This window comes from Azospirillum formosense, assembly GCF_040500525.1.
GTDB classification, from domain to species: domain Bacteria; phylum Pseudomonadota; class Alphaproteobacteria; order Azospirillales; family Azospirillaceae; genus Azospirillum; species Azospirillum formosense_A.
Genome location: NZ_CP159402.1, coordinates 1,888,881 through 1,909,968 on the forward strand (window position 1 = coordinate 1,888,881; position 21,088 = coordinate 1,909,968).

Below are 21,088 nucleotides of genomic sequence, written 5' to 3' on the forward strand. Positions count from 1 at the left end.
CCGAAAGCCGCGTATACGGCATACCCCCGCCGCGCACGGCGCCATTGCGGCGGATGCAGCGCGCCGCGCTATAGTGATGCCCGCCGCGCAGAACACGCGGCCACCAATGAAAAAGAGCCCGACCGGGAGGAAACCCATGGACCACGCCGTCGCGGAGTCCGCCGGACAGCCGCCGCTGCCGCAGGACGTCGCCGTCAATCCCATCCGCTCCGCCGCGGATTGGCAGAGCCAACGCGCCGCCTGCGCGGCCGATCCCGGCGCCTTCCACGGCGCCATCGCCGCGGAGACGATCCACTGGTTCGACGGCGCGCACTGGCTGATGCGCGACGCCGACGGTGTGTGGCGCGGTTGGAACGCCGCCACGGGCGAACCGGCGGACCAGGCCACGGCACGCGCGGACTGGACGCCCTGGACGCAGGCCTTCGACGGATCGGAGGCGCCCTTCTACCGCTGGTTCGCGGGCGGGCTGACCAACGCCGCCTTCAACGAGGTGGACCGCCACGTCCTGTCCGGCCATGGCTCGGAGCCGGCCTACTGGTACGAGGGCGACCGCTGGGACGCCGCGGCCAACGGCGGGCGCGGCGGCCCGGTCCATCACGTCACGCTGACCCGGCGCGAGCTGCTGATCCGCTCGGCGCTCGCCGCGCTGGCGCTGCGCGGGCTGGGGTTGAGACAAGGCGACCGCATCGCGCTGAACATGCCCAACATCCTCGACCAGATCGTCTGGACGGAGGGGGCGAAGCGCCTCGGCATCATCTACACCGCCGTCTTCGGCGGCTTCTCCGACAAGACCCTGTCCGACCGCATCGAGAACGCCGGCGCCCGCGTCGTCATCACCGCCGACGGCGCCAGCCGCAACGCCGAGATGGCTCCCTTCAAGGAAGCCTACAGCGACCCGGCGCTCGACCGCTTCGTCGCCCTGCCCACGGCGCTGCGCATCACCGAGGAGGTCCTGCGCGCCAAGCTGGGCGACACCGCCCTGATGGAGCCGGTGCGCCGCGGGCTGGAGGGCGAGATCACCGTCGCCCCCGCCGACGTGATGCGCGAACTGGGCCGGGCGCTGGACCGCGCCGGGACGCTCGACGCCGCCACCGTGGCCGACCTGCGCGCCAGCGTCGCCGAGGCGCTGACCGCTGCCCCGCCGCGCGTCGAGGCGGTGATCGTCGTCCGCCACGCCGGTCTGCCCGACATCCCCTGGACCGAGGGCCGCGACGTCTGGGCGCACGACCTGCTGGCGAAGGCCGAGGCGGAGCTGTGCGCCGCCGCTGGTTTGGCCGGCATGGAGGCGTTGCGCGCGCTGGACGACCGGGCGCTCTACGCCGCCGTGGCGAAGGCGGTTCCCTGCGTTCCGGTGGACGCGGAGTATCCGCTGTTCATCATCTACACCTCCGGCTCCACCGGAAAGCCGAAGGGGGTGGTGCATGTCCATGGCGGCTACGTCGCCGGGCTCGCCCACACCATGAAGGTCAGCTTCGACGCCCTGCCGGGCCGCGACGTCATCTACGTCGTCGCCGATCCCGGCTGGATCACCGGGCAGAGCTACCTTATCACCGCCAGCCTCGCCGCCCGCATCCCCGGCATCGTGACGGAGGGAGCGCCGGTCTTCCCCAACGCCGGCCGCTTCGCCTCCATCATCGAGCGGCACAAGGTGACCATCTTCAAGGCGGGCGTAACCTTCCTGAAGACGGTCATGACCCATCCGGAGAACCGCGCCGACGTCGAGCGCTACGACCGCGGCAGCCTGCGCGTCGCCACCTTCTGCGCCGAGCCGACCAGCCCCGCCGTCCAGGCCTTCGGGATGGCGGTGATGACTCCGCAATACATCAACAGCTATTGGGCGACGGAGCATGGCGGCATCGTCTGGACTCATCCCTACGGCAACCCCGACCAGCCGCTGCGCGCCGACGCCCACACCTATCCCCTGCCCTGGGTTCTCGGCGACGTCTGGGTCCCCGAGAGCGAGCCGGACGCCGCCGGCCGCGTCGCCTTCCGCCCCGCCGAACCGGAGGAGAAGGGCGAGATCGTCGTCACCGCCCCCTATCCCTATCTGACCCGCACCATCTGGGGCGACGCGGAGAATGTCGGGAAGCCGGGCTGGAAGGGCGACTTCGACCGTTTCGTGACGACCTATTTCGGGCGCTTCCGCGACGCCGACGGCAAGCCGGTCTGGGCCTACCTGCAGGGCGACTTCGCGCGGCGCTACGAGGACGGCAGCTTCAGCCTGCACGGGAGGTCCGACGACGTCATCAACGTGTCCGGCCACCGCATGGGGACGGAGGAGATCGAGGGGGCGATCCTGCGCGACAAGCAGATCAACCCCGACAGCCCGGTCGGCAACGTCATCGTGGTCGGCGCCCCCCACCGCGAGAAGGGCCTGACCCCCGTCGCCTTCGTCCTGCCCGCCAAGGGCCGCGACATCACCGCCGACGACGAGCGCCGGCTGAAGGATCTGGTGCGGCAGGAGAAGGGCGCGGTCGCCGTCCCCTCCGACATCCTCGCCGTCCCGGCCTTTCCCGAGACGCGCTCCGGCAAGTACATGCGCCGCTTCCTGACGGCGATGATGAACGGGGAGCCGCTGGGCGACACCTCCACCCTGCGCAACCCGGAATGCCTGACCGACCTTGAGGCGCGCATCGCCGCCTGGAAACGCGGCCAGCAGCGGGCGGAGGAACAGACCCTCATCGAACGGCAGCGCTTCCTGTCCGTCCAGTACGACCGTCTGGCCGACGGCGTGCGCCTGGCGACGGTGACCATCGACAACCCGCCGGTCAACGCGCTCTCCGACCGCCTGCTCGACGAGCTGGACACGCTGGTCGCCCATCTCGCCCGGCGGGCGGACGTGCGGGCCGTGGTGATCACCGGCACGGGCCGGACCTTCGTGGCCGGCGCCGACATCCGCCAGCTTCTCGACGAGGTGCGGGACGAGGGCGAGGCCCGCGCCCTGCCCGCCAAGGCCCACGCCGTCTTCCGCGCCATCGCGGCGCTGGACAAGCCGGTGTTCGCCGCGATCCGCGGCGTGGCGCTGGGCGGCGGCTGCGAGCTGGCGATGGCCTGCCATGTCCGGGTGGCCGATCCCCGCGCCCGATTGGGCCAGCCGGAGATCAACCTGTTCCTGCCGCCGGGCTATGGCGGCACGCAGCGCCTGCCGCGCCTGCTGCTTCGGAAAGACCCGGAGCGGGGGTACGGGCGAGCGCTGGAGATCCTGCTGTCCGGGCGCCAGATCGACGCCGGGACGGCGCTGGAGTATGGGCTGGTGGATGTGGTGGCGCGGGGGGCGGACGATGCGCTGACGCTGGCGAAGACAATGGCGCGGGAGGCCGCACTTGCCCCCTCCACTTCTCATGCCCCCTCCCCAGCCCTCCCCCGCTTCGCGGGAGAGGGGGCCTGTTCCCCTCCACCGCCAAAGGCGGGGGAGGGTGCCCGCGAAGCGGGCGGGAGGGGGCCGGAGGTGATGCGCCTCCTCCGCCAAGCCCACAGCGTCGGCCGCGGTCCGGTCGCCGACACCATCGTCCAGCTCGTCGACACCGGCCTGCGCGACGGCTTCGAGGCCGGCTCAGCCGCCGAGATCGATGCCTTCGCCCGCTTCCTCCTCGACGCCGAGAACGGCGCCAAGAAGGGCATCGCCCTGTTCCTGGAGAAGAAATCGCCGCCCCTGCCCGCCCGTCCGCGGCGCGGCAGCCGCGACGGCGTGCTGCCCATCGGGAGCCCCTTCATCCCCGGCGCCACGCCCCTGCCCCGCTGGCAGCTCGCCCAGGCCGTCGTGCGCGACCTGGAAACGGGAGCGGCCGTCCATGGCGACCCGGCGCGGGCCGAGACGGAGGTCGTCATCCCCGTCCCCGAGCCCGGCCCCAACCAGGCGCTCGTCTACGTCCTCGCCTCCGAGGTCAACTACAACGACGTCTGGGCGCTGACCGGCATCCCCATCTCGCTGTTCGACGAGCATGACGAAGACGTGCACGTCACCGGCTCCGGCGGCGTCGGCATGGTCGTGCGGATGGGCGAGGCGTTGCAGGCGCAGGGGCGCCTGGCCGTCGGCGATCTGGTCGCCGTCTATTCCGGAGTCTCCGACCTGCTGGACCCGGAGGCCGGGGCCGACCCGATGTTCACCGACTTCCACATCCAGGGCTACCAGTCGCCGGACGGCAGCCACCAGCAATTCATGCTGGCCGACGGGCCGCAGCTCTTCCCCCTGCCGCCCGGCCTCGCGCTGGAGGAGGCGGGGAGCTACATGCTCGCCGCCGGCACCGGCTACCGCGCGCTGTTCACGGCCCTCGACGTCCAGCCCGGCAAGCGCCTGCTGGTGGAAGGCGCGGCGGGCGGCACCGGCGCCTGGACGGTCGAACTGGCGCTGGCCCGGCGCATGAGGGTGACCGGCATGGTGTCGTCGGAACGCCGCGCCGCCGCGATCCGCGCCCGCGGGGCGGAGGCGGTGGACCGCTCCGTCGCCGAGGCCGCCTTCACCCGCATCCCCGCCGACCCGGCACGGTGGGCCGCGTGGGAGGAGGCCGGACGCCCCTACCTCGACGCACTGCGCGCCGCCAACGGCGGCCAGCTCGTCGACTACGCGGTCAGCCACGCCGGCGAGACGACCTTCCCGCGCACCTTCCAATCGCTGGCCGAGGGCGGCGCGCTGACCTTCTTCGGCGCGTCCAGCGGCTACCACATGACCTTCCTCGGCAAGCCCGGCGCCGCCGAGCCGGCCACGATGCTGCGCCGCGCCCGCCTGCGCCCCGGCGAGGCCGTGCTGGTCTTCTACGGCGCCGGGGCGGTGGGTCTGCGCGACGACATGGCGCTGTCGGCCATCGAGGCGGCGCGCGAGTCCGGCGCCCGCGTCTGCGTCGTCACCGACCGGGATTCCGAGCGCGACTTCGTGCTGTCGCTGGGCTATGGCGAGGCGCTGGCCGGCGCCGTATCGCTGGCCGAGATCAAGCGCCGCGTGCCGCATTTCGACTGGCCCGACACCATGCCGGACCTGCCCGACCCGCAGCGCGAGACGGCCGCCTTCAAGGAGGCCGTGCGCCTGTTCACCGAGGACACCTTCAAGCCGCTGGGCCAAGCGGTGGGCCGCATCCTGCGCGCCGCCGACAACCCGCGCGGCATGCCGGACGTGGTGGTGGAGCGGGCGCGGCGCGACACGCTGGCCGTCTCCACCATGCTGGTGAAGCCGCACACGGGGCGCGTCGTCTATTGCGGCGACATGGCCCCCGACGGTAGTGGTCGGCGCTACAGCTTTTACGCGCCCCAGGTGTGGATGCGCCAGCGCCGCATCCTGATGCCATCCGCGACCATCGTCGGCACGCATCTTTCGAACGCTGCGGAAATCGCAGGGCTGAACCGCGTCATTGCGTCGGGGGCGGTCCGTGTGCCAACGACATACCTCGGTAACTGGGACGAGCTGCCCACGCTCCATCAGGCCATGTGGGAGAACCGCCTGCCGGAAGCGACCGGCGGCGCCGCCAAGGCCGTCGTGAACCACGCGCTGCCGGAAGCGGGCCTGACCTCGCGGGACGAACTGCTGATCGCCTGGGCGGGGTCGGCAACAGGAAAGGGACAATGAGGCTTATCATCAAGGACCTGTGCCACCGCTACGACGACCTCGTCGTGCTGGACGGCATCGACCTGACGGTGCAGGAGGGCGAGGTTCTGGCCGTCATCGGCCCGTCGGGCTGCGGCAAGTCCACCCTGCTCGGCATCGCCGGCGGCATCGTGGCCCCCACCTCCGGCACCATCGCGGTGGCGGGCGAGGTGCCGGACGGCTGCCTGAACCCGATCACCTTCATCTTCCAGGACTTCGCCCTGCTGCCCTGGCGCAGCGTCGAGGACAACCTGTCGCTCGTTCTCGAACACCATCCGCTGTCGGCGGCGGAGCGGCGGGAGCGCATCGAGTCCGGCCTGCGCCGCATGGGGCTGTGGGACTTCCGCCAGGCGCTGCCCAAGCAATTGTCGGGCGGCATGCGCCAGCGCGTCGGCATCGCCCGCGCGCTGGCGGTGCGCCCGGCCATGCTGCTGCTGGACGAGCCGCTGTCGGCGCTCGACGCCCAGACGCGCGAGCTGCTGATGGAGGACTTCCTGTCGCTCTGGCAGCGCGAGCGGACGACCGCCCTCTACGTCACCCACAATCTGGACGAGGCGCTGCGGCTGGCCGACCGGGTCGTCGTGCTCAGCCGCCGTCCGGGCCGGCTGCGCGAGATCGTGACCATCGAGGAGCCGCGCGACCAGCGGCTGGAGCCCTCCGCCCAGGCCCATCTGGCGGAGGTGCGCAACCGGCTGTGGCACCTGATCCGGGCCGAGGCCCAACTGGCCGACCGTGAGATCGCCGATGCCTGACACCCCTTTGACCAGCAACAGTCTCCCCATCACCGAACGCTCCGCCGCTCCGTCGCAACCCGTCCGCTTCCGCGGCGGCGGCTTCACGGTCAAGGCGCACCGCTGGGCGGCGCTGCTCGCCTTCGTGGTCCTGATCGCGGTGTGGGAGTCCACCAACCGCTTCGGCCTCGTCAGCGAGCTGTTCCTGCCGCCGCCGAGCGCGGTCGCCTCGGCGCTGGCCGCCATGGCGCAGGACGGGTCGCTGTGGCAGCACCTGAAGGCGTCGCTGATGCGCATCGGCGTCGGCTGGGTCATGGGCACGGTGGCCGGCATGGCCGTGGGCTTCGCCATGGGCATCGGCTCGGTCGCGCGGGCGGTCGGCGTGCCGCTGGTCTCGGCCTTCTTCCCGATCCCGAAGATCGCGCTGCTGCCGCTGTTCATCCTGTGGTTCGGCATCGGCGAACCGTCGAAGTTCGCCACCATCGGCTTCGGCGTCTTCTTCCCCACCGTGATCGCCACCTACAGCGCCATCGATTCGGTGCCGCGCAACCTGATCCGCATGGCGCAGAGCTTCGGCCTGCCCTGGGCGTCGATCCTGCGCAAGATCGTGCTTCCCGGCGCCCTGCCCGGCATCCTCGCCGGTTTCCGCATCACCGCCTCCATCGCGCTGATCCTGGTGGTCGCTGCGGAGATGATCGGGGCGGAATACGGCATCGGCGCCTTCGTCCTGACCGCCGGCAACCTGATGCTGACCGACCAGCTCCTGGCCGGCGTGCTGGTTCTGTCGCTGCTCGGCCTGAGCATCGGGACCGTGCTGTCCATCCTGGAACGCCGCCTGCTGAAATGGCGGTGAGACAATGAATATCGAGAAAGGGAGACTGAGAATGACCGTCGTGCGTTGGAGCCGCCGTTTGGTTCTGGGTGCAATGGGTGCTGCGGCCCTGGCGCTGGCCGGGACGCCCGCCGCCGAGGCGCAGGGATTGGAGAAGACCTCCATCGGCGTGCTGGCGCTGGCCTCCTCCGGCCCGATCTTCATCGCCAAGTCCAAGGGCTATTTCGAGAAGGAGGGGCTGGACGTCGATCTGAAGATGTTCACCTCGGCCCAGCAGGTGCCGGTGGCGGTGGCCTCCGGCGACGTGGATTTCGGCGTCACGGGCCTGACCGCGGGCTTCTACAACCTCGCCGCCAAGGGCGCCGTCACCATGATCGCGGCGCAGAGCCGCGACGAGCCGGGATTCCAGCTCAGCGCCTATGTGGCGACCAAGGCGGCGCATGACGCCGGGCTGACCAAGCCGGCCGACCTCAAGGGCAAGCGCATCGCCATCACCACGGTCGGCTCGACCTTCCATTACATGGTCGGCCTGCTCGGCCAGAAGCACGGCTTCACGGTCAAGGACGTGACCATGGTGGCGATGCAGGACGTGCCGAAGATGGTCGCCGCCTTCAAGGGCGGTCAGGTGGACGCGGTGATCGCCCCGGTGACGGTCGCCCGCCAGCTCGCCGCCGAAGGCTCCGGCACCATCCTGGGCTGGGTCGGCGACGAGACGCCGTGGCAGCTCGGCGCCCTGTTCACCAGCCCGAAGACCGTCGCCCAGCGCCGCCCGCTGGCCGAGAAGTTCGTCAGCGCCTACCTGACCGCGCTGGCCGAGTACCACGCCGCCTTCAACGCCAAGGACGCGTCGGGCGCCGTGGTCAAGGGTCCGGGCTACGACGAGCTTCTGGCGATCATCGCCGAGGCGACCAAGCAGAAGCCCGAGGTCGTCGCCGCCGGCCTGCCCTATGTCGAGCCGAAGGGCAAGCTGCTGGTCGACGACGTGGTCAATCAGGTAAAGTTCTGGCAGTCCGAAGGCCAAGTGGACAAGGCGCTGGACGCCAAGTCCGTCATGGACCTGACCTTCGTGAAGTAAAGGCGGATTTTACCGCTTGCCCGGCCCGTAGACCTTCGGCTGGGAGAAGTTGATGTGGTCGAGAAGCTCCTGCGTCGGACAGCCGTCCACCGGGAGCTTCGCGGCCTTCTGGTAGGCGCGGATGGCGGAGCGGGTGTTGGGACCGATCTTCCCGTCGATCACGCCGGGACGGAAGCCCTGCTCGGTCAGGGTCTTCTGGATGCCTTCCACATAGGCGAAGTACATGTCCGGCGTCATGCTGTCCGTCGGACAGGCGGCGTAGGCCGGGGACGCGAAGGCCGTGGCGGCCAGGAAGGCGGCGAACAGGCTGCGGTTCATGGTCTCTCTCCGTTTCTTGTTGCGGAGATCAACAACGCAGAGGCCGCGTTTCTTCCCAAGGGATAAAAATGGGAGGACACCTTGCCCCCTCCCCGGCCCTCCCCCGCTGTCGCGGGGGAGGGAGGATCCAGTCCCCTCCCCTGCGCCAGCGGGGGAGGGTTAGGGTGGGGGCAAGGATCTACCCCCCGCACTCACGCAGCCGCGTCGTCGCTCTGCCCCTTGAGCCGCGCGGCCAGAGCGGCTTCCAGGAACATGTCCAGGTCGCCGTCCAGCACCGCCTGGCTCTGCGAGGTCTCCACCTCGGTCCGCAGGTCCTTCACCATCTGGTAGGGGTGCAGGACGTAGGAGCGGATTTGGTGGCCCCAGCCGATGTCGCTCTTGGTGGCCTCGAGCGCGGCGGCGGCGTCCTCGCGGATCTTCAACTCCCGCTCGTACAGGCGGGCGCGCAGCATGTCCCACGCCTTGGCGCGGTTCTTGTGCTGCGAGCGCTCCTGCTGGCAGGCCACCACGATGCCCGTGGGCAGGTGGGTGATGCGGATCGCCGAGTCCGTCTTGTTGACGTGCTGGCCACCGGCGCCCGACGCCCGGAAGGTGTCGATGCGGCAGTCCTTCTCGTTGATCTCGATGTTGATCTTGTCGTCGATCACCGGAGACACCGAGACGGCGGCGAAGCTGGTCTGGCGGCGCGCCTGGCTGTCGAACGGGCTGATGCGCACCAGACGGTGCACGCCGGCCTCGGTCTTCAGCCAGCCATAGGCGTTGTGGCCGCTGATCTGCGCGGTGGCGGATTTGATGCCGGCCTCTTCGCCGGGGCTTTCCTCAAGCCACTGCGTCTTGTAGCCGTGCTGTTCCGCCCAGCGGAGGTACATGCGCATCAGCATCAGCGCCCAGTCCTGGGCCTCCGTGCCGCCGGCGCCGGCGTTCACCTCGATGAAGCAGTCGTTGGCGTCCGCCTCGCCCGAGAGCAGGCTCTCGATCTGGAGCTTGGCGGCGCGGTCGCGCAGGGCGTAGAGCTGGGCCTCGGCATCGGCGACCACGGTCGCGTCGCCCTCGGCCTCGCCCATCTCGATCAGTTCCAGGCTGTCGGACAGGTCGCGCTCAAGGGCGCGGTAGCCGTTCACCGAGGTTTCGAGCTGGGTGCGCTCGCGCATGATGGTCTGCGCGCGGGACGGGTCGTCCCACAGCTTGGGGTCTTCGGCGTGGGCGTTCAGTTCGTCGAGACGACGCAGCGCGTTATCCCAGTCAAAGATGCCTCCTCAGCAGCGCCAGCGATTCTCTAATCTCGCCGGCGGCCGCTTCGATCTCGGCCCGCATCGCAGTGCCTCCTCGTCAGCCAGAGTTGAACCAGTGTCTTGGCCCTTATGTAGCGGGTTGGGAGCGGCGTTGCACCCTCTTATTCCACAGCCCCACCGGCTTCCGCGACGCTGGACCAGACCGGAACGGTAACCCGCCGGAGCGTCGCCCCGTCACCGGGGAAACCGGACAACCCACTCGGATGAAACCGTTTTTGCACCGCAAAACCACTTTCGCGGCGCGAATAGGTGGCAGTTCCCCATGATAGCGTCACCAACGATCGTGCCCGTCGTCCGGCGGGCGCGGGCTGTCGGCGCCCCCGTTTTCCAACAACAAGAGCGTGGCCCCCCGATGAACTTCACCAGCCTGGGGTTCCTGCTGTTCATCACGGCCTTCACGGCGGGCTTCATGATGCTCGCCAGGACGCGGCTGTTCACGCCGCTGCTGCTGGTGTCCAGCTACATCTTCTACGGCTTCTGGGATTACCGCTTCTGTCTGCTGCTCGCCGGCACGACGCTGCTCGACTTCTATTGCGGCCTGCGCATCGCCGACGCGCCGAACCGGGCCACCGCGCGCATCTTCATGCAGCTCAGCCTCGCCACCAACCTGGCGATCCTGTTCTTTTTCAAATACTTCAACTTCTTCATCGACAGCGCGCAGGTGGCGCTGGCCTCGCTCGGCCTCGACGTCGGGCACCGCACGCTGTCCATCATCCTGCCGGTCGGCATTTCCTTCTACACCTTCCAGAATCTCAGCTACACGCTGGACCTCTATCTCGGCCATCTGGAGAAGCCGGAACGGTCCCTGCTGCGCTACGCGACCTTCGTCGCCTTCTTCCCGCAGCTCGTCGCCGGGCCGATCGTCCGGGCGCGCGACCTGCTGCCCCAGATCCAGAACGGCCCGCGCCACGACGTCAGCTTCGCCGTCCGCTTCGCCGGGCTGGAGAAGATCATCTGGGGCTATTTCCTCAAGCTCGGTCTGGCCGACAACGCCGCCGCCGTGGTCGACGCGCGCTTCGCCCAGCCGGAGTTCTTCAACGCGCTGAACCACGTCATCGGGCTGATCTGCTTCTCGCTCCAGATCTATGGCGACTTCGCCGGCTACTCGCTGATCGCCATCGGTCTGGCGCAGATCTTCGGCTACACGCTTTGCCAGAACTTCGCCCGCCCCTACTTCGCGATGGGCATGAAGGACTTCTGGCGGCGCTGGCACATCTCGCTGTCCACATGGTTCCGCGACTACGTCTACATCCCGATGGGCGGGGGGCGCACCCACTGGCTGCGCATCCGCAACCTGACCATCGTGATGCTGGTGTCCGGCCTGTGGCACGGCGCCGCCTGGACCTTCGTCCTGTGGGGCGCCATGCACGCCACCCTGATGGCGGCGGAGGATGGCGTGCGCTGGCTGGCCAGGCGCAGCCCGCTGCGGCTGAGCGGCGCGCCGCTGGTCGTGGGCAAGCTGCTGACGGTCGGGCTGGTCTTCCTTCTGATCACCCTGACCTGGCTGCCCTTCCGCGCCGACGACATGCACACGGTGCGGACCATCCTGGGCATCATCGCCGAGGGCGACTTCAGCCTGCCGCGCGGGATGCAGCAGATGAGCTACCTGGTCCGCGTCGCCCTGTTCGGCCTCGTGGTCCTGATGATCGACGCGATGATCGAGTTCGGGGCCGGGCGCCGCTACGCCGGGGTCAACGTCGTGGTCCGCTCCGCCGGCTGCGCCACGCTGATCCTGATGCTGCTGCTCTTCGGCAACTTCGCCAACCGATCCTTCATCTATTTCCAGTTCTGAGGGAGCCCGAACCATGATCCGCCTTTTGGCCGCCGTCGGACTGATCCTGGGCATGGTGGTCGCCATGGACCGCGCGGTGGCGTCCTGGATGGGCGACACGCTCCTCCAGTCGTCGGACCGCTTCATGACCGTCTACCGCAAGGGACCGCCCGCCGACGTGGTGATCCTGGGCAACTCCCGCGCCGACAACCACTTCCCGGTGGAGGAGGTGCAGGCGCTGACCTGCGGCCGGGTGCTGAACCTGGGCATGGGCGGCGCCCCCACCACGGTCGGCGACCTGCTGTGGGAGGATTATCTGGACCGGCACGGCGCCCCCCGCCTGCTGCTGGTCGAGCCGACGAGCGTGGTCGACGATCCCAAGGCGCTCGCCGACCTGCCGCTGCTGGCCTACTACTCGGAGCGGGTGGACGGCTTCATCCGGCAGGTCGACGCCACCATGTGGGCCTCCAACAAGCTGTTCAACACGCTGATCTTCAACAACAACCAGACGATCCGGCTGGCCTTCGACGGGCTGCACCCGACCGGCGACCGGACGCTGAGCGGCACCATGTCGCCCTTCCTCAAGGCCCAGCTCGAAAAGGCCCCGGCGGAGCGGATGGAGGGCTTCCAGCCGAACTGGGACGCGCTGGACCGCATCATCGGAACGGCGCGCGAGAAGGGCACGCGGGTCGCCGTGGTCATCACGCCCTTCTTCCCCGGCTACATCGAGAAGGTGACCAACTTCGACGCCTTCTTCGAGGATCTGAAGGCCCGCCTGCCGCCCGACGTGCCGGTGATCGACACCCGCCGCGAGGTCGAGGACGAGGCCCATTTCGTGGACGCCCTGCACATCAACCAGGACGGCGTCCGCGTGATGCTGGCGCGGATGGAGGACCGGCTGCGCCCGCTCGCCGACTGCCCCGCCGACACGGCCCCGGCCGAGGCCATCGCCCAGATCCGCACGGACACCCACACCGCCGCGCGGCCCTGAAACCCCGCATAAAGAAAAGCCCCGCCTCCCGAACCGGGAAGCGGGGCTTTTTCTTGGTCGAAGGCCCGGTCAGTAGAGGCCGCCGGTGCCCACCGTCGCCGCCGAGGGCGGTGCCGCCGGGGCGCCCCAGCCGCCCGGCTGCTGGGCCGCCGGATCGCCGCCGGGCACTCCGCCGGTCCAGCCGCCGTCCGCGGCGTGGGCCGAGCCGTCCAGCACCATCTGCGGCTGGTCGGGGTTCGGCTCGGTGCCGGGGATGAAGGCCTCCCAGATCGCCTTGCGCTCGCCGGGCTGGGCAAGGCGCCCGTTCTCCGGGTTGACGCGGACGAGGCGCAGGCCGCGCGGCACGCGGAACGGCGTGGCCGGCTGGTCCTTCAGCGCCACCTCCATCACGTCCTTGAACACCGGCACCGCCGCCGAGCCGCCGGTCTCGCGGGCGCCCAGCGAGCGCGGCTGGTCGAAGCCGATGTAGGTGCCGACGACGAGGTCGGGCGAGAAGCCCATGAACCACGCGTCGTGGCTGTCGTTGGTCGTGCCGGTCTTGCCGGCCAGCGGCTTGCCCAGCGACAGCAGCTTCGTCGCCGTGCCGCGCTGCACGACGCCCTCCAGCATGGAGACCATCTGGTAGACCGTGCGCGGGTCGTTCACCTGCTCCCGCGTGTCGGCGACGGCGGGAACGGCCAGCCCGTCGCTCCAGGCCACCTGGTTGCAGGAAGCGCAGGGGCGCGTGTCGTGGCGGAAGATGGTCTTGCCGTTGCGGTCCTGCACCCGGTCGATGAAGGTCGGGCCGACCCGCTTGCCGCCGTTGGCCAGCATGGCGTAGGCGGTGGCGAGGCGCAGCACCGTCGTCTCGCCCGCGCCGAGCGACATCGGCAGATAGGGCTGGAGGTTGTCGGTGATGCCAAAATTCTCGGCCACCGCCTTCACCTTGTCCATGCCGACGGCCTGGGCCAGACGGACGGTCATGACGTTCCGCGACTTCTCGATGCCGGCGCGCAGCGGCGTCGGGCCATAGAACTCGTGGCTGTAGTTCTCCGGCCGCCAGATCGGCTGGCCATGGCCGGGGTCGTATTCGAACGGCGCGTCCATCACCAGCGAGGACGGGGTGAAGCCCTGGTTCAGCGCCGCCAGATAGACGAAGGGCTTGAAGGAGGAGCCCGGCTGCCGCATCGCCTGGGTGGCGCGGTTGAAGGAACTCATGTGCGGGGAGAATCCGCCGACCATGGCGAGCACGCGGCCGGTGTGCGGGTCGAGCGCGACCAGACCGCCCTGCACCGCCGGGACCTGCCGCAGCGCGTAGGTGCCGGCGGGCGGCTCCTTGCCCTTCTCGTCCTTGCCGGCGGCCTCGACCAGGATCAGGTCGCCCAGCTTGGCGACGTCGGAGGGGCGGCGGATCTCCGGGCCCAGCCGGTTGTCGTCGCGCTGCGCCCGCGCCCAGCGCAGCTCGGCCAGCGGCACCCGGCCGCGCGAGCCGTCTGGCAGGCCGATGTCGAGCGCCCCCGCCTCGTCGTCCTTCAGCACGACCGCCAGATGCCAGCCCTCGGAACCGGGAGGCGGCGCCATGGAGGCGAGCTTCTTCGCCCAGTTGTCGAAATTCTCCATCTTGCCGACCGGACCGCGGTAGCCGTGGCGGCGGTCGTACTGGATCAGCCCGGTGCGCAGCGCCTTGGTCGCCGCCTGCTGGAGCACCGGGTCCATGGAGGCGCGGACCGACAGGCCGCCCTCATAGAGCGCCTGCTCGCCATAGAGTTTCACCAGCTCGCGCCGGACCTCCTCGGCGAAATACTCCGACGTCACATACTCCTGCTCGTCGCGCTTGCGCACGACCAGGGGCTTGGACTGGGCGATCTTGGCTTCCTCGGGGGTGATGTGCCCGTCCTCGGCCATGCGCCCGATCACCCAGTTGCGCCGCGCCATGGCGGCGTCGCGCTGGCGCTCCGGGTGGTAGTTGCTGGGCGCCTTGGGCAGGGCCGCCAGATAGGCCGCCTCCTCGATGTCCAGCTCGTCCAGCGCCTTGTTGAAGTAGTTCAGCGCCGCCGCCGCCACGCCGTAGGAGCGGTAGCCCAGGAAGATCTCGTTCAGGTACAGCTCAAGGATGCGGTCCTTGCTGAAGGCCCGCTCGATGCGGACCGCCAGGATCGCCTCCTTGATCTTGCGCGAGAAGGACACCTCGTTGGTCAGCAGCATGTTCTTGGCGACTTGCTGCGTGATCGTCGAGGCGCCCATCGGCCGGCGGTCGCGGCCGAGATTCTCCACGTTGGTCAGGATGGCGCGGGCGATGCCGACGGGATCGATGCCCTTGTGGTCGTAGAAGTTCTTGTCCTCGGCGGACAGGAAGGCGTTGGTCACGCGCTTCGGCATGGCGTCGATGGGGACGAACACGCGCTTTTCCGACGCGAACTCCGCCAGCAGGCGTCCGTCGCCCGCATGGACGCGGGTGGTCACCGGCGGTTCGTAGTTGGCGAGCTTGGTGTAGTCCGGCAGTTCGTGATCGTAATGGTCCAGCATGTAGACCAGCCCTCCCGCCCCGGCCAGGGCGAGGATCACGACGGCCATCAGGGCGGACAGAATAAAGCGCATGACGGTTCCCAGACAGGCATGGCGGCGGTCCCGCCGACTTCGTCCGGGACAGAGACCGGGAAGACGCGGAACCATCCGATGGGCGGCATCCTACACCGCGAGGGGCGGCAGTCCGACTCCCTCGCAGCCATGTCAGGAAAATGTGACGGCCACAAGGCGCATGCAAGAAAGTGGTGAACGGGTAAGGCGTATGCCCGCCCGCCTCCGGCCGCATGGCTGCGGTTTAGATTCGACCGGGTCTCAGCTCTTCTGCGCGCCGGTCAGCCATTTGAAATAGGCGTCGATGGTGCGGACCATGCCGCGGCCCAGCTTCTCGCGGTGCGCCGACTTGCTCAGCAGGCTGACGTCCTGGGGGCTCGACAGATAGCCCATCTCGACCAGCGCGGACGGCATGTCCGGCGCGGTCAGCACGGCGAAGCCGGCCTGACGGTGCGGCTTGTTGGGGATCAGCTTGACCTCGCGGCCAAGATGCTCCAGCGCCATGTTGGCGAACCGCTTGGAGTGGTTCATCGTGTCGCGCTGGGCGAGGTCGATCAGGATCGAGGCCACCAGATCGTTCTCGGAGGACAGGTCCATGCCGGCCAGGGCGTCGGCCCGGTTCTCCTTGGCGGCCAGCATCTCCGCCTCGCGGTCGGACGCCCGGTCGGACAGGGTGTAGATGGACAGGCCGCGCATGTTGGCGGACCCGATGCTGTCGGCGTGCAGCGACAGGAACAGGTCGGCGTTGGACTCCCGCGCGATGGCGACGCGGTCGCGCAGGCGGATGAACACGTCCTTGTCGCGGGTCAGCCGCACCCGGTAGCGGCCGCTTCCTTCGAGCTGGCGCTTCAGCTCGCGCGCCATCGCCAGCGTGATGTCCTTCTCGTACACCCCGCCGACGCCGACCGCGCCGGGATCGACGCCGCCATGGCCGGGATCGACGACGATCATCGGCTTCTCCGGCACCGGCGCCGCCCGCGGCGGGACCGGCGGCGGCAGGGCCGCGGCAACCGGCACGATGGGGTCCCGCTTGGCCGGCGGGCGCGCCGCCTCGCGGCTCACCGACGCGGTGCTGGTGGTGGCGGCGACCGGGGCGGAGGCGGCGAACTGCGCCGGGGTGGTGCGGGCGATGTCGAGGACGAAGCGCGGCTTGAAGCCGTCGCGCGGCGGGATGAGGTAGGACTCGACCACCCGCGCCGGCCCGTCGGTCTCCACCACGAGGCGGGAGGCGCCGCCGTCGCGCCCCTCGAAGCGGTAGCGGGCGACCAGCCCCTTGCCCGCCATCACCGTGTTGCCGCCCGGCCAGCTCACGTCGGGCAGATCGACCACGACGCGGTAGGGCGAGCCGTGCACCGACACGGTGAAGGGCACCGAGTCGGTGAGTTCCAGAACCAGCCGCGTCTTGTCGGGATGCAGGCCCAGCCGCGCGTTCAGTACGGACACCCGCTCCTGCACCGGCGGCGGAAAGGGCAGCGCCGCGGTGGTCTGGGCCCGCGCCGGAGCGCACGGCAGGGCGACCGCCCCCAGAAGGGCGCCCAGCGCAGCGACAATCGCGAGCAATCGGGGCATCCGTTCCACCAAAAACCACAAACCGGCAAAGCCAGCGCCCAGCTATAGCGCAGCGAAATCAAGGCGCTCAACCGTGGTGTCCGGGCGCGTGGCGGAATTGTCGGCGAGGGTGCCGTTCGTGCAACAGTGCCCCGCTCCGCCCCCACCCCGGCGGAATGCCGCCGAACCGGATGCGGCGGACCGCAACTTTCGCCGAATTCCACGTTGTGCATGGTTTCGTGCTTGTCTATGGTAGCTCTGCGACATACCGCGACCCACCAGCCCACTCTTCCGAGAGGTTTCTCTTTGGAGTGGCTGTGGGCGTCGCCCGCGGACCCCCACGGCCGAAATTTACATCATCGGGCGCGGTCCGGGGCGTGACGCTTATGGGTTGCCGGTGGATTGGGACGAAACCTCGAAGCTGGTGCCGGCCGCAAGGCCGTAACCCGGAGGCCGAAGCCCGACCCGTCCTGGCTGCTTCGTCAGCGCCGTTCGACGGGTTAGGGGCCGGTTCCGCAGGCTTCGCTCACAACGATGACGCGCCCTGGCGGCTTGTCCGTCGCGCGGGCGGCCTGGGGCGTCATGGGGATCTTGTATGGCCAAGCGCATGCTGGTGGACGCCACGCACCCGGAGGAAACCCGGGTCGCCGTGGTCAATGGGAACAGACTCGAAGACCTCGACTTCGAAATCGCCACCCGGAAGCAACTCAAGGGCAACATCTACCTTGCCAAGGTGACCCGGGTCGAGCCGTCGCTGCAGGCGGCCTTCGTGGAATATGGCGGGAACCGCCACGGCTTCCTCGCCTTCTCGGAAATCCATCCCGACTATTACCGCATCCCGATCGCCGACCGTGAGGCCCTGCTGGCCGAGGAGCGCCGGCTGGAGGAGCAGGCCGAGGCCCGCGCCGAGGCCGCCGCCGACGGCGCCGTGATGGCCGAGCCGATCCGCCCGGACGTGGTGGTCGAGGAAAACTCCCCGATGCCCGGCTCCTACGCCGAGGCCGAGGGCGACGGCTTCGAGGGCGATGTCCCGGCCTTCGCCACGGACGCCGGTTCGGACGGTGGTTCGGACGAGGCCGCGGACTCGGACGAGGCTCCGGAAGGCGCCGCTCCGGCCGAAAGCCCGGACGTCATCGGCGGGGACGAGGTCGAGGAGGCCCACCGCCGCCGCGCCCGCCCGCTGCGCAGCTACAAGATCCAGGAGGTCATCAAGCGCCGGCAGGTCATGCTGGTCCAGGTGACCAAGGAGGAGCGCGGCAACAAGGGCGCGGCTCTGACCACCTACCTGTCGCTGCCCGGCCGCTACTGCGTGCTGATGCCCAACACGGGCCGCGGCGGCGGGATTTCCCGCAAGATCACCAACCCGGCCGACCGCAAGCGCCTGAAGGAGATCCTGTCCGATCTCGACATTCCGGAAGGCATGGCGGTCATCCTGCGCACCGCGGGGCTGGAGCGCTCCAAGCAGGAAATCAAGCGCGATCTCGAATATCTGCTGCGCCTGTGGGACGACATCCGCGTCCAGACGCTGAAGTCCTCCGCGCCCTGCCTCATCTATGAGGAGGCGAACCTCATCAAGCGCTCGATCCGCGATCTCTACACCGACGACATCGACGAGATCTGGGTGGAGGGCAGCGCCGGCTTCAACACCGCGCGCGACTTCATGCGCATGATGATGCCGAGCCACAGCAAGCGCGTCATGCAGTACCAGGACGACACGATCCCGCTGTTCCACCGCTATCAGGTGGAAACGCAGATCGACGCGATCCACAGCCCGGTCGTGCAGCTCCGCTCCGGCGGCTACATCGTCATCAACCCGACCGAGGCGCTGGTCTCCATCGACGTCAACTCGGGCAAGTCGACGCGCGAGCGCAACATCGAGGAAACGGCCTACAAGACCAACCTCGAAGCCGCCGACGAGGTGGCGCGCCAGCTCCGCCTGCGCGACCTCGCGGGCCTCATCGTGATCGATTTCATCGACATGGAGGAGCCCCGCAACAACGCCGCGGTGGAGCGCCGCCTGAAGGAGGCGATGAAGAACGACCGGGCGCGCATCCAGCTCGGCCGCATCTCCGCCTTCGGCCTGCTCGAGCTGTCGCGCCAGCGCCTGCGCCCGTCGCTGCTGGAGACCAACTTCGAACGCTGCCCGCACTGCTCCGGCACCGGCGTCATCCGCTCGGTGGAGTCCGCCTCGCTGCACGTTCTGCGCGCCATCGAGGAGGAGGGCATCCGCAAGCGGTCGTCGGAGATCACCGTCTTCGTGCCGACCCGCATCGCGCTCTACATCCTCAACCAGAAGCGCGGCGAGCTGACCAAGATCGAGGACCGCTACCGGTTCCGCGTCATGGTCCAGGCCGACGACACGCTAATCGCGCCGGACCTGCGGCTTGAGCGCGTCAAGGCCCGCACGCCGGAAGACGACGTGCCGCTGGTCAGCGCCGAGCGCGTCCTGGCCGAGACCGACCGCTTCCTGGCCGCCGAGGCCGAGGAGGCCGAGGAGGAGGCGTCCGTCGCCGAGGCCGTCGAGGCCGCCGGCGCCGCCGGGGCCGAGGTTGCGGACCGCGCCGACGCCGCCGGGGAGAGCGAGGGCGACCGCCGCCGCCGCCGCCGCCGCCGCCGTGGCCGCGGGCGCGACCGCGAGGATGGCCGCGCGCCGTTCGGCGAGTCCGCCGAAGCCTCCGACGAGGCGACCGAGGGTGACGAGATCGAAGCCGAGGCCGCCGCCGACGCCGACATCGATGAGACGGCGGTCGACGAGGAAGCGATCGAGCGCGCCCAGATCGACGCGCCGGAATTCGTCATCAACGACGTCGATGTCGGTCCCGCCCACCTCGAGGACGACGAGGACGAGGACACCGATCTGGCCGCCTCCGAGGCGGAAGACGGCGCCGATGCCTTCGAGGCCAACGGTGACGGGAATGGCGAGCGCAAGAAGCGCCGCCGCGGCAAGCGCGGTGGTCGCCGGCGGTCCCGCCAGCGCGAGGGCCTGGAGGCCGGCGAGGGTCTGCCCGCCGACGGCGCCGAAGGCGAGGCGGAAGGCGAGTCCTTCCCGACCGCCGTCGAGGCCGGCCGCGCCGTCAATCCGCCGGAACTGCCGGCGGACATGGAGCCGGTCGAGTTCGACTGGGTGCTGACCAGCGCGGTGGCCGCCGAGGACGCTCCGGAAACCACGGCGGACACCGCCGCGGAACCGGCCGTCGAGGAGGCCGTCCCGGTGGCGGAGGAGGCTCCGGCCCGCAAGCCGCGCCGTGGCCGCGCCAAGGCGACCGCCGCCGAGGCTGCCGAAGCGGTGACGGCGGAGCCGGAAGCGGCCCCCGCCAAGCCGAAGCGCGCCGCGAAGGGCGCCGCCAAGGGTGGCAAGGCCGCTCCCAAGGCCGCCGCTCCGGAGGAAACCGCTCCGCCGCCGGCCAAGCCGTCGCGCAGCCGCAAGGCGAAGACCGTGGCCGCCGAGGCCGCCCCTGCCCCGGCGCCGGTTGCGGCCCCGGTCGCCGAGGAGGCGAAGAAGCGCCCGGCGCGCAAGCGCAAGACCGCGGCGGACGCTCCCGCCGAGGCCGCGCCCGCTCCGGCCCCGGTTGCGGCTCCGGTCGCCGAGGAGGCGAAGAAGCGTCCGGCGCGCAAGCGCAAGACCGCGGCGGACGCTCCCGCCGAGGCCGCGCCCGCTCCGGCGGTCAGCGAGACGCCGGCGACCCCGGCCGACGAGCCGGCCGGCGCCGCTCCGGAGGCCAAGCCGCGCCGGGGTTGGTGGAGCCGCTAAAAGCGCGCTTCATCACCGTAAAGACTGGAAAAGGCGCCTCGCGGCGCCTTTTCCTTTTCCTGAGAACCGCGAAGGGTCCCGACCATGAGCAAGGCCTTCACCCGGGAGAACGACTCCGCCGGCGACGACGACGAGGCCGACGATCCCAAACCCTTGCCCAAGGGTGTGAAGAACTACATGACGCCCGAAGGCTTCCAGCGCATGCAGGAGGAGCTGCGCTCGCTGCTGCGCGTCGAACGCCCGAAGGTGGTCGAGGTGGTGTCCTGGGCGGCCGGCAACGGCGACCGCTCGGAAAACGGCGACTACATCTACGGCAAGAAGCGCCTGCGCGAGATCGACCGGCGCATCCGCTTCCTGACCAAGCGTCTGGAATCGGCGGAGGTGGTCGATCCCACCCTCCAGAAGAACCGCGACCGCGTGTTCTTCGGCGCCACCGTCACCTACGCGCGGGAGGACGGGACGGAGAACACCATCACCATCGTCGGCGCCGACGAGGTGGACATGGACCGCGCCCATGTGAGCTGGATTTCGCCCATCGCCCGCGCCCTGCTGAAGGCGCAGGAGGGCGACGTGGTGGATCTGCGCACCCCCGCCGGGCTGGAGCAGATCGAGGTCATCGCCATCCGCTATCCGGGCGACGGGGAGTAA

The 21,088-nt window shown here is 69.9% G+C and carries 12 protein-coding genes; 8 read left to right on the forward strand and 4 right to left on the reverse strand.

From position 1 onward, the window contains the following. Nucleotides 1-136: 136 nt before the first annotated feature. From ABVN73_RS09070 to ABVN73_RS09085, 4 genes are read left to right on the forward strand one after another with little or no spacing between them, the layout of a single operon-like run. Nucleotides 137-5,557: an AMP-binding protein gene (locus ABVN73_RS09070; RefSeq protein ID WP_353857703.1), complete on the forward strand. Its 5,421-nt coding sequence runs from the start codon at nucleotides 137-139 to the stop codon at nucleotides 5,555-5,557. Beyond that, the gene (locus ABVN73_RS09075; RefSeq protein WP_353857704.1) at nucleotides 5,554-6,327 is read left to right on the forward strand and encodes an ABC transporter ATP-binding protein; all 774 of its coding nucleotides are present in this window, start codon (nucleotides 5,554-5,556) and stop codon (nucleotides 6,325-6,327) included. Before ABVN73_RS09070 ends, ABVN73_RS09075 begins: the two co-directional genes overlap by 4 nt. After that, nucleotides 6,320-7,159, forward strand: a complete 840-nt coding sequence (locus tag ABVN73_RS09080) for an ABC transporter permease (protein ID WP_353857705.1) — start codon at nucleotides 6,320-6,322, stop codon at nucleotides 7,157-7,159. Before ABVN73_RS09075 ends, ABVN73_RS09080 begins: the two co-directional genes overlap by 8 nt. A 31-nt stretch (nucleotides 7,160-7,190) precedes the next feature. Then, nucleotides 7,191-8,213 (forward strand): ABC transporter substrate-binding protein, encoded by a 1,023-nt coding sequence (locus tag ABVN73_RS09085; RefSeq protein ID WP_183178029.1) that lies wholly within the window; start codon nucleotides 7,191-7,193, stop codon nucleotides 8,211-8,213. A gap of 9 nt (nucleotides 8,214-8,222) precedes the next feature. Here ABVN73_RS09085 and ABVN73_RS09090 read toward each other — a convergent pair whose 3' ends face one another. Both ABVN73_RS09090 and prfB read right to left on the reverse strand, forming a co-directional pair. Beyond that, on the reverse strand, nucleotides 8,223-8,531 hold the full coding sequence (locus tag ABVN73_RS09090; RefSeq protein WP_035675189.1) for a peptidoglycan-binding domain-containing protein: 309 nt from the start codon (nucleotides 8,529-8,531) through the stop codon (nucleotides 8,223-8,225). 191 nt (nucleotides 8,532-8,722) lie between these two features. After that, nucleotides 8,723-9,845 (reverse strand): peptide chain release factor 2 gene (gene prfB / locus ABVN73_RS09095; RefSeq protein ID WP_104675338.1). Its coding sequence is split into 2 segments (ribosomal slippage): nucleotides 8,723-9,775 and nucleotides 9,777-9,845, totalling 1,122 coding nucleotides; the frame shifts between segments, so codons are not numbered across the junction. Nucleotides 9,846-10,175: 330 nt separating this feature from the next. Between prfB and ABVN73_RS09100 the strand changes: the two genes are divergently transcribed. Both ABVN73_RS09100 and ABVN73_RS09105 read left to right on the forward strand, forming a co-directional pair. Next, nucleotides 10,176-11,615, forward strand: a complete 1,440-nt coding sequence (locus tag ABVN73_RS09100; RefSeq protein ID WP_353857706.1) for an MBOAT family O-acyltransferase — start codon at nucleotides 10,176-10,178, stop codon at nucleotides 11,613-11,615. A 13-nt stretch (nucleotides 11,616-11,628) separates the two neighbouring features. Next, entirely contained in the window at nucleotides 11,629-12,585 is a 957-nt protein-coding gene (locus ABVN73_RS09105; RefSeq protein ID WP_353857707.1) for a hypothetical protein, read from the forward strand. A gap of 69 nt (nucleotides 12,586-12,654) precedes the next feature. On the opposite strand, the gene ABVN73_RS09110 is transcribed toward ABVN73_RS09105, so the two are convergent. Both ABVN73_RS09110 and ABVN73_RS09115 read right to left on the reverse strand, forming a co-directional pair. Further along, nucleotides 12,655-15,162 (reverse strand): penicillin-binding protein 1A, encoded by a 2,508-nt coding sequence (locus tag ABVN73_RS09110; RefSeq protein WP_353857708.1) that lies wholly within the window; start codon nucleotides 15,160-15,162, stop codon nucleotides 12,655-12,657. Nucleotides 15,163-15,402: 240 nt separating this feature from the next. After that, nucleotides 15,403-16,710, reverse strand: a complete 1,308-nt coding sequence (locus ABVN73_RS09115) for an N-acetylmuramoyl-L-alanine amidase (protein ID WP_353857709.1) — start codon at nucleotides 16,708-16,710, stop codon at nucleotides 15,403-15,405. 574 nt (nucleotides 16,711-17,284) lie between these two features. On the opposite strand from ABVN73_RS09115, the gene ABVN73_RS09120 reads away from it, so the two are divergent. Beyond that, complete coding sequence (locus ABVN73_RS09120) at nucleotides 17,285-20,440, forward strand: ribonuclease E/G (protein WP_353857710.1); 3,156 nt, start codon at nucleotides 17,285-17,287, stop codon at nucleotides 20,438-20,440. 84 nt (nucleotides 20,441-20,524) lie between these two features. Beyond that, on the forward strand, nucleotides 20,525-21,088 hold the full coding sequence (greB, locus tag ABVN73_RS09125) for a transcription elongation factor GreB (protein WP_353857711.1): 564 nt from the start codon (nucleotides 20,525-20,527) through the stop codon (nucleotides 21,086-21,088).